The following is a 12,965-nucleotide window of genomic DNA, read 5'->3' as shown; positions in this document are numbered from 1 at the left end:
TCGAGTTATATTATTTTTCACATGCACCAGGATTTTACAATGATAAGCTGTAAATATATGCCTAACAACATTCCAGGAGGTAATACAATGAGCAAGTATGACGAAGCCATGCAGCTGCTGGATACACAAGCGGGTAACAAGGACGGCCTGATCACTCTATCCACCATAGCGCTGGAACCGGGGCCCAATGGCAAAAGCCGTCCCGCATCCCGCATTGTAGATGCCTATTATGAAGACGGCTCATTTTACACTGTCACTTACGCAACTTCAAACAAGATGCAGCAGATCGCCCAAAACCCCGAGGTCTCCGTTTGTATCATCGTTGAGAACTTTACGGCTGACGGAATCGGTGAAAACCTGGGCTGGGTATGTGGCGAGAAAAACGCGGAGATGATGACCAAACTGCGGACAATATTCGCCGGGTGGTATAACGAAGCCAATAATGACGAAGACCCTAACACCTGCCTGCTGCGCATCCGGCTGACGAAGGGATTGTGGAATGACGCCCATAAAGGGATCCGGAATGAGATTGATTTTGTAAATAAGACGGCTAATTAAGCGGTGTATGTGGTTCGACTTTTGGATGATTATGAAGTAGACATCGCTCCCAAAAATCAAAAAGGCACCCGCAAACGGATGCCTTTCTTTGACTCTTATAAGTGTTATTATTGCGTACCCATTACTGCGACAGACTTCACCTCGTTCCGGCAGGCTCTTTCAGATTAGACTTCTTAACCGCCTGCTGCAACGACAATTTCCCGTCTTCCATCCGGTATACCTTGTCGCAGTATTCAAGCATACGCTCATCGTGAGTAACCATAATCGCCGCTTTCTGGCCTGAATTCACTTCTTGTGCGATCAGACTAACTACTTCATGTGCACGTTTGGTATCCAGGCTTGCTGTCGGCTCATCCGCCAGGATAATGTTGGGATCATTAATCAGGGCACGGGCAATCGCTGTGCGCTGCTTCTCACCGCCGGACAGCTCTTCCGGGAAGCTCTTTAGCTTCGAGCCCAGCCCCAGCTTTTCCAGCAGCTTAACGGCAAATTCTTTATCCTCTCTTTTAACCTTTCCCGACATCCTTTTTATAATGAGCAGCTGATCAAGCACATTCAAATAGGGAACCAAATTCGAGGATTGCATAATAAATCCGATTTCTTTTAGTCTTGTATCCGCCAGCTCTTGGGCAGTAAGCGCAGAAATGTTATTTCCGTTCAGCTTAACTTCGCCCTCTGAAGCTTTGAGCAGCGCTCCGGCAATGGACAAAAATGTACTTTTTCCGGAACCGGACGGTCCAACTACAGCAACAAACTCACCCGGCTCCACTGATATGGACACATGATCCAGTGCAGCAATCCGATTACTTCCTTCGTTATAGTACTTTGTGAGCTCCTTCATCTGTAATCCCTTAGTCATTATTCAACCCTCCCGAGTGCCTTGAGCGGATCAATTTTTGTGATCTTCCGGACCGACACCATTGAACTTAAAATGGAGATAACCAGCAAAATGATGGAATAAGTCACAACCAGATTCGTTTCAAGTTTAAATGGCATTCCCTTAGGCATGATGGCTGCCGTTCCATAAGTAAGTAAGATTCCAACAACAATACTAATCAGCGAAAGCACAAACACTTGCGATACAATGGCTTTGCTCAAGAATTTGTTGCTGGCACCAATAGCTTTCATAATGCCAAACTGGTTCGTCTTCTGCATCGTTATGACATAAAAGAACACACCAAGCACAAATGCGGCGATGGCAAGCAGAAAGGCCAGCATCATGAAAATAGTGCCGTTCTCTTCTTTGTACCCCGGCATACCTTGAACAGCCCCCGACCGGGTAACCGTGTCCGTACCAGTCAGCTTGTTGTCAATGGCATCTGGATCAATGTCCTTGCCTTGCAGCATAATGGCATTAACTGGCCCTGTAACCCCTTTATCTGAACCCGGAGCCGCGAAGGCAATCTTCCGCCATTCAGCCATAGGAGTAAATACGGATGCTACATGGTTATAGGTCTGATTCTCGACAAAGCCTATGATGGTTAATGCTTGCGTCGTACCGTCTAACTGAAAAGTATCACCGATGGCAAAGCCTTCTTCCTTCATGGTCGAATTCACTATGACACCAGTTGGATTTTCAGTGGACAAGCCTTCCCCTTCCACAACAGCAGGCTCCAGGAAGCTCCCCGGGTTAATTCCGATGATTGCGATATCCAGCTTATCTTCGTTTCTGGTGCTTTGTTCCTTTAACGCCGTCGCCATCGTACTTCCCATAGGTGCGGCAGCAATCACATTTGGCAGCAGCTGCACTTCCGGTATTAATTGATCAGACAGCAGCGACTTGCTCATCGAAGACTGCGACCCTTCTTCAAATATGACATAATCCGCCTTCATGGTTTTGAATGTCGAAGCAGCTAACGTAGATAATCCATTCCCTAAACCGGATAAGATAAATACCAGCCAGGCCAGCAATACAAAAATAATGACGATCATCAAAAATCTCATTTTACTATGCATCAATTCTTTCACAGCTAAAAACATCCGCTCTACCAGCTCCTCTAATCTCTTTTTTTGACACTTGTGTCATTTTTGTTCTACCACCAAGCTCGACACCTTTATTAAACAACATATATGACACATGTGTCAAATTTAATCCCGGACCGGGGCTAGCTCCTGGCTCCTCCGATCCACATTTGAAACAACAGCTTTCCCCAGTCAGGAGCAGGGATATTCATCATATTAGGGGTATCGATTAAATTAAAAAACACACCAATAAGTACAGGAAGTGGAATATCCTGCCGCAGTCCTTTATTCTGTTGTGCGCGTTCAAATAAACGTGATAATTGAACCTTGAGCGTCGTATGTGCTTCGTCAATAAATTCAAGGTCTTTCGCTGCTGCAGAGGAGTTAGCAACATTAATTTTACCGGCTTGGCCCAAAAGCTGATGCAGCGCAGACTCTTCCACATAAACAAGAAGCAGCTGCTCGAGGGCATCCATAGGATCTGTTTCATCAATGGCTAATGCCTTTTCTAATACCTTTACCATTACACGCTTCATACAAGCAGCCACAATTTCTTCCTTGTTAGAGAAATATTGATATATAGTGCTTCGGGCGCCTGACAGATGCTCTGACAGTAATTTGAGATGGAACCCGTCGTATCCATGCTCCAGCACTAGTTTCTTGGTCATATCAAGCAGTTCTGACTCCGTAAAAGACTGTTTTCTTCCCATCGAATCTCTTCCTTTGTATCATGTTATTATCAGTTTAGCATTGTTTATAAGCATTTCCCAATACCAGGACGCCAAATAACGGATTGCCGGCGTTGATCATTAGAGTCATTGAAAATAATAACGGTATGAAATATCATACTTATGTGCAGATTGTCTATCACAAATGAGAGGCAGATAAAAAAGAATGAGCGAATTTTTGGGATTGATGAAGGATCTCCGGTTCAGAAGAACCATGCGAATGCTTTTCAAATTCGTTTGGGCTTTCTGGTGGCTTGGCAAACAAAAATATTTTATACCGAGACGGCGCTGGGAAGCCAAAACAAAAGCCCTATACCGAAAGCAGGCATCCTATTTTACAGAGACCGCAATGGACATGGGCGGATTAATTATCAAGCTTGGGCAGCATGTCAGTGCGCAAGTGGATTTTTTGCCAAAGGAAATTCTAGATGAATTGTCCAAGCTGCAGGACTCCGTAGCTCCGGTGGATTTTTCCGAGATCAAACGTAAGGTTGAGAGCGAACTTCACGCGCCCGTTAACGAGCTTTTTGCCGAATTCGATACAACTCCTATTGCAGCGGCTTCCTTAGGCCAGGTACATCGGGCGACATTACGGACAGGTGAACAAGTCGCAGTGAAGGTTATGCGTCCCGGGGTCGAGGATATTATTGAAATTGATTCGAAATCTATACAAATTGCTGTCCGGTTATTAAAACGCCAGTCCCGGATTGCAGCCCTGATGGACCTGGATGCGGTGTATGAGGAATTTTACGATACCGTGATGGACGAGCTGGATTATCAAAAAGAGGGACGGAACGCAGAAGAATTTCAGCAGCAGTTTACCCACCGGAAGGATATCGTTGTTCCAGGCATTCACTGGTCCTATACAACCTCAAAGGTGCTGACCATGGAGTTTATGGAAGGTGTTAAAATCAACAATTTTGCCCAGCTTGATGCCTGGGGTGTGGACCGGACGGCATTAGCGAAGTCATTGCTGGAGATTTTCGTGGAACAGATTCTCGTAAACGGGTTCTTTCACGCGGACCCCCACCCGGGCAATGTTCTCGTGCAGCCTGACGGCACCATAGCCTTAATCGATTTTGGAATGGTTGGACGAATTGCAAAGGATATGAAGACACAGATGGTAGCCCTTCTAATGGCCGTATATTTAAAAGATGCCCAAGGCGCAATTAATGCCATTAACCGTTTGAGATTTTTAAGACGGAATACAGATTTAGAGGTGTTCTCAAGAAATCTTACATTATTATTTGAACAAATCAACGGCGATACGTTTGACTTGAGCTTTGTGACATCAGGTGACAATACTGAAGAGTTGCGTGACTTCCTCTATTCCCAGCCCTTTCAGTTACCTGCAAATACAACATTTATGGGAAAAGCAATGATCACGGTTTATGGACTCTGTCTGGGACTGGACCCTGAGCTTGATTTGATCGGGACCGCTAGGCCTTACATCCAAAGGGTTGTACTTAAGGATCTGCGTGGAAGTGTCTTTTCCACCGTTGTAGATGAAGGCACAACTCTGCTCAAAGGAATCCTTCCGACGACTAAGAAGTTCATTTCTGCAGTAGACAGAATAGATAGCGGAAATTTACGGGTGAAGCTATCGAGCTCCTTTGAGAAAAAATTGATCGAGACGCAAAATAGAAATACACGGCGGATTATTGCGACGATCATTGGAGCGGTATTTCTTCTGACGGCTGCCAACCTGTGGAATGAAGTGAGCCCTATCGTTTCTTATGTGCTTGGCACCCTGGGGCTGCTCATTATGCTGGGCCAGCTGATGCCGGGAGGAAACCGCCGTGAAGCAAGACATGTCCGGCAGATGAACGCCATGCGTGAACGCAGCAGATTGGAACGTCCGAAATGAAATCGGATTAATAACTGCCAAAATAACAGAGGACCGATTTGAATCGGTTCCCTGTTTTCACAACAGGATCGCCTGCTATACATCACCAGTTAGTTATTTGTTATAAGCCCCCCATCACTACTTACAGTAACGACGACATTCCCCTTCTTATGTTTTTGTTCAACATACCGATGGGCATCGGGAATTTGTTCCAACGTATAGCATCTATCGATGACTGGTTTGATTTTACCGGCTTCAAGAAGCCCTTGGAGGAAGATAAGGTCTTCAACGCAAGGCTTTTGCGACATATGCACACTCACATATTTCCCGTTCGCACGCAGTGCTTTTTTGAATGTCGATTTTTTAATTTTCGATATCGGTTTTCCGACGGCATCAAAGATTAAATCATAACGTTCCTTAAGCGCCATGAAATCTTGTTTCGTATAATCTATGACTCGATCAGCTCCTATAGATCTTACCATCTCAAGGTTGCCGGTACTGCATACCCCTGTTACATCTGCCCCGTAATATTTGGCTAGCTGCACTGCATAAGTACCCACACTTCCAGAAGCTCCATAAATAAGGACCTTCATTCCGCCCGCGATATTCCCCTTCCTTAGAAAATTCAACGCGGTTATTCCCCCTACGGGAACAGCAGAAGCCTCCTCATAGCTCACATTGGCCGGTTTGGTGACCACCATTCCATCTTCAGGCAAGCATTTGTACTCGGCATATGCACCGAAGCCAAAGCCACAAGACGCAAATACTTGATCGCCGATCTTAAACCGTTTTACATCTTTGCCTGCGGCTTCGATTTCCCCGGCTAATTCAAAGCCCAGTATGGTTACCTTTTTGGGTTTCAGGAGACCATTGTACAGTCTTGAAAGGAACGGGTCAGCCTTTCGCATGCGCCAGTCTCCTGCTGTTACCGTTGTAGCATATATCCTGATCAAGATTTCATTATCCTTGGGTATAGGCTTCTCCAGCTCCTTCAGTTGAAGAACATCGGGCGGACCGTATTTGGTATAAACAATTGCTCTCATCTTTTCCCCTCCTTGATTGCTGTCTTCGGTGAAAACTCCATGACCTCATCTCTCCTCTGAGTTTTCTCCGTAAAAGAATACTTCTTCAAGCGGTAAGTTAAAGGCGTGAGCAATACGAAAGGCCAACTCCAGTGACGGGGAGTAGTTTCCTTTTTCAAGAGCTACAATCGTTTGTCTGGTTACCCCCACCTTGTCGGCCAGCTGCTGTTGAGTCATTTCATTGTGATTGAACCGCAATTTTCGGATGTAATTGCCAACAAGAACCTTACCCATTTTAGACTCCTCTCCGGTAATGATATAGTCTCGATAAAGAACCGGTTACGTCTGAAAGAAAGCCGGAAGCGATAAGGACAATGAACATCACCTTTAAGGGCTGGTCAGCAACCAATGAGCCCATAGCCAGAATAAAACCGCTGACAAATACAGCAAATGAATTCCGGAAGGCTAACAAATCAATCCTCTTATCCAGTTCATCCGCGAATGCGGGTTCCTTTTCTCCTGTAGTCATGCGGAAGATGATGTTAAAAATAATGCTGATCACGATATGTGCTGCAAGGGAAACTAAGGTCAATACAAGAACAAAGGATCCCCAGTAATGAAAGGTTACTTTTGAATCCAGCATTTCATTGGAATACTCCTGGTACTTGTACAAGCAATACACTGTAAAAATGAGTATGGTGCTGATCAGCGATACGATGCTCTTCTTTTCTTGATAAGTCATGTATGACACCGCCTTTAGTAAAGTAAAATCAACTAAACATAATGTATAACAAACTATACATCATGTCAACTTCATTATACAAAAAAAGCCGATTACTATCTGAATAGATAGTAATCGACTAAGGAAATTTTATATGATACGGTTGCTTTGTTGATCTCAAGCATTTCTTTTTGCTACTGCATGACTTCCCCTTCCCTTTGGCTGCCTACACAATCTCTTTATTAAAATGTCCTCTTGTGTCTGTTTCCTGATTAAAGACAGCATTATTCATTGAGCCATTTAATTTGCCTGAGGCCATATGAATGACTTTCACAACCTGCTCTTTAGATTCAACTGTGAAGTTTAATCTGAGTGCCTCGATTCCTTTGATGTTTGGCAGCTCATCTAAAAGATTAAGCGTCTTCCCGTTAAGAATAGTCGTTGTACAATCCTCATGGGAAAGGATAGGGAACGTTCCGTGCTCATCTTTTAACTCATAGCTCTTCGTTTTGCAGATTCTGCATTGATTCATTTTTTTCATCGGACAATATTTTGTAAACATCAAAGGAGCCTTGCCATACACAATCATTTCCAGTGCAGGGTAGCCGTCATTTTCTTCAACATAGGCATTCATTAAATCTTCAATTTGGCTCTTATTCAATTCATAAGATAAAGTGACTCGTTTGGCACCTAATTTAAATAATTCATAGCAACTGGTAGCATTAACAACATTAAGAGAATAGTCCGTAACAAACGGATTCGTTGCTCTGTAGTGATAAACCCCGCCATATCCTCCAATGAGCAGCTGCCCTTCTTTTTCCTGATAATCATTCTGATTTCTTCTTATAACATTTTCATAATAGATTTCCTGAATGCCACAGCTCACGCAAGCATCATACTGCTCCTTAGTCGTTACAGAGGCCGTAAGGTATGGTTTGACAGGGGCAAAGCTTATTTTTTCTTTTGCTTCCACAGCCCTGGTTCTTTTCTCTTGGCTGTTAAGCTTTAAGTCATACAAGCCCAGTACAATATCTCTTCTTGCTGCATTTAATAGTTTAGCTGGAATAAACGCATTGCATTCCTCGTAATCCACATGATTAAGTTCGAATACCGTATCATTTAATCTTGAAAATTGCTTGATTACCTGGTCTTTTGTTGTTGGATTATTAATGGCTTCGCCCAGTATTTCCTCACTCTCATAAAAATAATGAAAGCCTAAGCCCTCTGCATCTATGAAAAGCTTCGAACCCGGACTTGCATATACTCTAAGATCGAGGGTGAACCGCTTAAACTCTTTTTCCAGCGATGCTTCTAGTTCTTTGGTATACAAATAATCCTTCGTTTTATAAACTAAATCTCCCGTAGACAACTTTTCTTTGACTTTGATGTAGCAGATATGATCTGCTTTGTTGATTAATTCACCGTTTTTATCGTACAGCTTTGCAACTGTTAAATTAACATCCTCATGGTTGTGACTTATTCGGATGGTATCGTTTTGGTTTAGAGGATGTGTAAGGGTTATTTCATACCGATCTTTTTCAATCTTACTGATTGTTCCAATTTCATACCCAAAGTTATTAGGTCTTAAGATGTTGGTAATATTTCTCTTATCTTCGCGAAATAAATATCCTTTCGTAAAGGTTCTGTTGAATGTTTTCTTCAGATTTTCTTTATCTTCTTCGGTTATTTTATGATCTAAGGCCAGGCGATATTTGGATACAACATTCGCAACATACGTAGGTGCTTTCATTCTGCCTTCTATTTTTAAAGAATCGATTTCTTTTAAATCATGGATATAGTCGATTGTGTTTAAGTCCTTAGTAGATAAGATATAGCTATTCCCTAAAGATGTATCTGTTGTCTTATCCATCAGCTCATACTCCTTACGGCATGAACCCACACATCTTCCGCGATTTGCGCATCGATTGCCGAGTAATCCTGACATTAGACAGTTTCCCGAATAAGATACACATAAAGCACCGTGAACGAAAATTTCTAAAGGTATTTCAGCTATTCTTTTGATCTCTTTTACTTTTTCAATCTTAACCTCACGGGACAGAACAACTCTTTTAGCACCAAGTTCTTTAAATAATAAAGTTCCGTCTACATCGTCGATTCCCATTTGAGTTGAACAATGTGCTTCCATATCAAGAAAGTTTTTAACGATATAATCGAATGCAGTCAGGTCCTGGACGATAATGCCATCTACACCCATTTCATTTAATTCACGTATCTGCTCCTTCATCTCTTCTACTTCGTTTTCGAAAACGATGGTATTCATTGCAACATAGATTTTAACGTCCCTGAGGTGCGCATAGGTAACAGCCTCTTTTAACGATTCTATATCAAAATTAGATGAGTATGCGCGTGCACCAAATTTTTGCATTCCTAAGTATATTGCATCACAACCATTAGATATTGCTGCTTTTAAAGCTTCCATATTTCCTGCTGGAGCTAATAATTCTGTCATTTCTTCCTCCGTATGAGATATTTTTTTGCTACGCCTATATAAGTCAAACTCAGCACCATTGATCATAAAATAAGATTTACACTTAAGCTACGGCAAAAAGCACAAACCAATGGCTTGCGCTTTTGTTTCTAATGACCTTATTTGCCATGAGAGGCTTGCCTCATAATGATTCTATATAATTATTACTTCAGCACATTTTAGCCAGACGTACCTTCTCATCATTGGCCTCACGGAGCATGCTGACGATCTCCTGAATATCACTCTCTGCTAAGTACAAAGAAATATTCCGAAGTGCTGTTGATTTGATCTCTACAGTTACTGAAGGGATCTATAATAGTGATAATATTAGAACTGAAGCGTTCATTGAAGCGTTATGATACGGTTCTCCGAAACGGGCTAACGGCGAATGACGCATCGATAATAAAAACAAGCAGGACAATTTATAAGAACTTTTCGAGTTCAAACAGATAAAAGCCTTTGAGGGTTTGCTTGTATCGATAAAATTCAAAATTACCTTTGATATTATTGTTTTCATCGAAATAAATATTGGTGATCTGGTTGTCGGACTGTAGTTTATTTATAAGATTTATTGACAGTCCTGTTTTAATTAATCCAATTTTCGTTCCATCATTTGTTCCGTAAACTACACGATTATATTCATCTTCTGAAATTAATTCCAAGTCAAATAATGCATTAATCATTTTATTTAGTTTATAGCCTACGAAGTCATCTTCTATTTTTAGCTTCACAATAGACAGATTGATGATTTCACCATCGCTCTTTTGTTGAAGATCAACATATACTTCTTTCAGATTATCTTCTTCTGAATAAACTTCCGTGTTGCTTGTAATTTCACCATATTGTTGACCAAAATAAAACCGAGTATTTCCCTCGCGAATTTTTCCCTTAAAGTATTCAAAAGTCAATTCTACGTTTCTCTTTAGAGAATAAACACGCGCATTAAACATATGAAGCTTATAAAAATCCCTTGCTCTTTGATTGGATAACCGACGAAATTCAAAATCCGTAATATCGTCTACAAGATTATTTATAAAAACAAGATAGACCTTTTCAATAATATGGATATCTATCCACGATATATCCCTTCGGTCTATTCTTGAAATATTTCCCATTAATGTACCGAGTGTATGGTCTGACAATCTATATGCCTGATCCAATCCTACATTAATGAGGTATTTCTTTAACATACCTAACTCATTTGGATCATCATTGTATAATAAATTCTCATTCTCAATAATTCTAATCAATCGTTCCTTTTCAGTTTCATTTTTTACATCCTCCACATTAAAAGCGTTTAACGTTGGATTACTTACAGTGTCGTTAAATACATTACTTCTAAGCTTTTCTATTTTGTTTCGCATGTTGCTTCTTGCGCCGCCGTAATACTCATTATTTACAAAGTGTACTTGAGGCAAAAGCTTGTTCAGTTGGGATCTGGGGACACTTGCATTAAATATTTGATCAAGCCTATTTACTCTACCTATTAAATTTGTAAGTTCTTTTTCTTGCAAACTCCAGGTATTAAGAATAAACAAAGTATCAATTGGCAGGTTAATACCCTCAAGGATAACAGTATTGGCAACGACAAATTGCAGTTTCTCGATCTTTTTAAATTTATACTCAAGGTATTCCTTCACGATATCAGGTATTTTCCCATGGAGATAAACTATCCCAAATTTCAGTAAATTAATTACGTAAAAATCTTCATGTACAAATTCCTTGAGTTCCTCTATTAGTTCTGTTATATCTTTATCAGTTTCAATTTGTTCAGATACAGCAGCTAATTCATTTGAGAACTTCTCAATTTTCCTGGGGGAAAGGACATATATGAAATTCTTCTTTCCCTTTTTTTGAAGAATATAACTAAGATAATCACCTTCAAACGGTACATTGTAAAATTTATTAGAAAACCTATTATACTTGTGTACTTCTGCAGATAATGTGTATTCATAGATTTCTGGCTCTTTAATATTATGTGATATCCTTTGTTCAGTTATTGCCTCTTGCTGATTGAGCTTTAGATTGCTACTGTTACCAACTAGCGGAGATAAATACACTGTCTTAGCCAATGGGTTGTGTGTTAAGTTTTTCCTTATCAGTCTTGATAGTAATACATTTCTTGAATCTTTTTCATAGAGGTTATGCGCTTCATCAATATACAATATGTCAAAAACCACACCATGCTTATCCATCAATCTAAGAGCCCTTTCTTGCGTCAGTATTCCGATAAATTTCTCATCATCGTTAAACATCTCATCATGAACAATTAACTTTCTTTCTATTCCTGCTTCCTTTATTGCTCTATATGTCTGTATTAAAAGTGATTTTGTCGGAACAATTACACCAACTTTATTGAACTGACTGTTTTCTATAATATGTTCGATAATTATTGAACTTTTGCCAAAGGATGTGGGAGCTACATAGCTTATGTGCTTACTGGTCACATCACTTAAAATATTCTCTCGAACCTGTTTTTGTTCAAAAGTTTCGATGTGATTCTTATGCGTAAACTCACCTAATCTAAAATCTAACAAACTATGTTCAATTCCTATATGTTCTATGAGGTTGTGTTTAAGAATCTCCTTTGCAATTGGATAAAATCCAAAATTCACCGAGAAGTCAAAAAGCGGTGTAAAATCCTCATACCTAACCGAGTACTTCAAAATGATATAATACCCTAACTCCACAAAAGTTGTGTGTCGACGGTCTTCTTCATAATGTTTTATAAATGCTATTGCGCAGCCTAATATGTAGATTTTTTCGTCTTCTGTAAGTAATTCATCTATTGTTAATTTCTCTATTACAATTCTAAACTGCTCGATTTTGTTAATGTTCGTAAGTTTAATTTTTTCAGATCTATCCATGGTTATCTCCCTCTAGGTTCCAAGGTAATCTAAAAATAATTTTAGGGACTTCTTGTTAACACATATTACAAACAGTTCTTTACATTTCATTTCTTTAATTGTTGTAGTCATCTTCGTCTCAAAATCAGTAACATCCATTTCAATCCAACTATCAGCTAAGAAAATTGTCGAAGCAGGAATTATATTATATTCATCAATCGATGGATAAATAGAATTCACAAAGTCTTCTGACAGCTTTCTGATTGTTTCTTTTATACTATTACGCGCTCCAACTACACGTGCATGATTAAAAGCATTTCGCCAAGGATTATTAGACACATTACCTCGAAACTTCTTAATCAAGTCATCATATGCTTCCCTAATCTTGCTGGGGTGACTAATATTTTGTGTATTAATTGAACCAGACTTACTTTCCATTATCCATGTTTCATCGCTTAGTGTGTAATATCCATCAAAACCTTTCTTTATTGACTTTTCTTCAAGATTAAGAAAGGTAAATAACTGCTTATATCCTAAGTGCTTTAGGTATAAGTGAATAAAAAACTCCGCAGCCGCTCCCATTTGTGTTCTCTGATCTTTCGTCTCGATAAATTCTTTAACATATTTTTTAAGTGTTGCAAGGTTGCCTCCAGCGTCACCCTCACAAATTTCGACAAAATACTCATCTATTGATGAGATTAGCTCAGAGGCGAAATCCTCAACATCGATTACATGTACCCTCTTATTTAGAAAAGTTCTCGGTTGAAAAACGGCTAGTGTGCTTGGCATAATAT

The 12,965-nt window shown here is 40.2% G+C and carries 11 protein-coding genes; 2 read left to right on the top strand and 9 right to left on the bottom strand.

The annotated features are described in order from the left end of the window. Positions 1-87: 87 nt before the first annotated feature. Positions 88-558, top strand: coding sequence for a pyridoxamine 5'-phosphate oxidase family protein (locus BLR64_RS07720; RefSeq protein WP_090713566.1), 471 nt, complete (start codon positions 88-90; stop codon positions 556-558). 136 nt (positions 559-694) lie between these two features. On the opposite strand, the gene BLR64_RS07715 is transcribed toward BLR64_RS07720, so the two are convergent. The 3 genes from BLR64_RS07715 to BLR64_RS07705 all read right to left on the bottom strand — a co-directional run bounded on the left by BLR64_RS07715 (position 695) and on the right by BLR64_RS07705 (position 3,230). After that, complete coding sequence (locus tag BLR64_RS07715) at positions 695-1,417, bottom strand: ABC transporter ATP-binding protein (protein ID WP_090713565.1); 723 nt, start codon at positions 1,415-1,417, stop codon at positions 695-697. Further along, entirely contained in the window at positions 1,417-2,538 is a 1,122-nt protein-coding gene (locus tag BLR64_RS07710; protein WP_090713564.1) for an ABC transporter permease, read from the bottom strand. The genes BLR64_RS07715 and BLR64_RS07710 overlap by 1 nt, the downstream gene beginning before the upstream one ends. A 125-nt stretch (positions 2,539-2,663) precedes the next feature. Further along, positions 2,664-3,230, bottom strand: coding sequence for a TetR/AcrR family transcriptional regulator (locus BLR64_RS07705; protein WP_090713563.1), 567 nt, complete (start codon positions 3,228-3,230; stop codon positions 2,664-2,666). 367 nt (positions 3,231-3,597) lie between these two features. Between BLR64_RS07705 and BLR64_RS07700 the strand changes: the two genes are divergently transcribed. Beyond that, a complete protein-coding gene (locus BLR64_RS07700) occupies positions 3,598-5,115 on the top strand; it encodes an ABC1 kinase family protein (RefSeq protein ID WP_167360622.1) in 1,518 nt (505 codons plus the stop codon). An 89-nt stretch (positions 5,116-5,204) separates the two neighbouring features. Here the strand turns inward: BLR64_RS07700 and BLR64_RS07695 are convergent, their stop codons facing one another. The 6 genes from BLR64_RS07695 to BLR64_RS07670 all read right to left on the bottom strand — a co-directional run bounded on the left by BLR64_RS07695 (position 5,205) and on the right by BLR64_RS07670 (position 12,960). Continuing rightward, positions 5,205-6,137: an NAD(P)-dependent alcohol dehydrogenase gene (locus BLR64_RS07695; protein ID WP_090713561.1), complete on the bottom strand. Its 933-nt coding sequence runs from the start codon at positions 6,135-6,137 to the stop codon at positions 5,205-5,207. Between the two features lie 45 nt (positions 6,138-6,182). Then, positions 6,183-6,410 carry a helix-turn-helix transcriptional regulator gene (locus BLR64_RS07690; RefSeq protein ID WP_068722109.1) on the bottom strand — a complete coding sequence of 76 codons (228 nt, stop codon included), beginning with the start codon at positions 6,408-6,410 and terminating at the stop codon, positions 6,183-6,185. A gap of 1 nt (position 6,411) precedes the next feature. Then, positions 6,412-6,858, bottom strand: coding sequence for a hypothetical protein (locus BLR64_RS07685; RefSeq protein WP_090713560.1), 447 nt, complete (start codon positions 6,856-6,858; stop codon positions 6,412-6,414). A gap of 205 nt (positions 6,859-7,063) precedes the next feature. After that, a complete protein-coding gene (locus tag BLR64_RS07680; protein ID WP_090713559.1) occupies positions 7,064-9,307 on the bottom strand; it encodes a U32 family peptidase in 2,244 nt (747 codons plus the stop codon). A gap of 440 nt (positions 9,308-9,747) precedes the next feature. Beyond that, positions 9,748-12,192, bottom strand: coding sequence for a DEAD/DEAH box helicase (locus BLR64_RS07675; protein ID WP_090713558.1), 2,445 nt, complete (start codon positions 12,190-12,192; stop codon positions 9,748-9,750). Positions 12,193-12,204: 12 nt separating this feature from the next. Continuing rightward, positions 12,205-12,960, bottom strand: a complete 756-nt coding sequence (locus tag BLR64_RS07670) for a hypothetical protein (RefSeq protein WP_090713557.1) — start codon at positions 12,958-12,960, stop codon at positions 12,205-12,207. Positions 12,961-12,965 lie beyond the last annotated feature (5 nt).

Origin of the sequence: Paenibacillus typhae (genome assembly GCF_900099765.1) — a bacterium.
Classification (GTDB): Bacteria; Bacillota; Bacilli; order Paenibacillales; family Paenibacillaceae; genus Paenibacillus_AQ; species Paenibacillus_AQ typhae.
Note: the sequence above shows the minus strand (reverse complement) of the source record. Positions and strands in the feature narration are given on the sequence as shown.

Bases quoted from the DNA above. Each gene is read 5' to 3' on its own strand.
- BLR64_RS07675 (WP_090713558.1), bottom strand. From the start codon at position 12,192: ATGGATAGATCTGAAAAAATTAAACTTACGAACATTAACAAAATCGAG.
- BLR64_RS07685 (WP_090713560.1), bottom strand. From the start codon at position 6,858: ATGACTTATCAAGAAAAGAAGAGCATCGTATCGCTGATCAGCACCATA.
- BLR64_RS07720 (WP_090713566.1), top strand. From the start codon at position 88: ATGAGCAAGTATGACGAAGCCATGCAGCTGCTGGATACACAAGCGGGT.
- BLR64_RS07690 (WP_068722109.1), bottom strand. From the start codon at position 6,410: ATGGGTAAGGTTCTTGTTGGCAATTACATCCGAAAATTGCGGTTCAAT.
- BLR64_RS07695 (WP_090713561.1), bottom strand. From the start codon at position 6,137: ATGAGAGCAATTGTTTATACCAAATACGGTCCGCCCGATGTTCTTCAA.
- BLR64_RS07670 (WP_090713557.1), bottom strand. From the start codon at position 12,960: ATGCCAAGCACACTAGCCGTTTTTCAACCGAGAACTTTTCTAAATAAG.
- BLR64_RS07715 (WP_090713565.1), bottom strand. From the start codon at position 1,417: ATGACTAAGGGATTACAGATGAAGGAGCTCACAAAGTACTATAACGAA.
- BLR64_RS07710 (WP_090713564.1), bottom strand. From the start codon at position 2,538: ATGTTTTTAGCTGTGAAAGAATTGATGCATAGTAAAATGAGATTTTTG.
- BLR64_RS07680 (WP_090713559.1), bottom strand. From the start codon at position 9,307: ATGACAGAATTATTAGCTCCAGCAGGAAATATGGAAGCTTTAAAAGCA.
- BLR64_RS07700 (WP_167360622.1), top strand. From the start codon at position 3,598: ATGGACATGGGCGGATTAATTATCAAGCTTGGGCAGCATGTCAGTGCG.
- BLR64_RS07705 (WP_090713563.1), bottom strand. From the start codon at position 3,230: ATGGGAAGAAAACAGTCTTTTACGGAGTCAGAACTGCTTGATATGACC.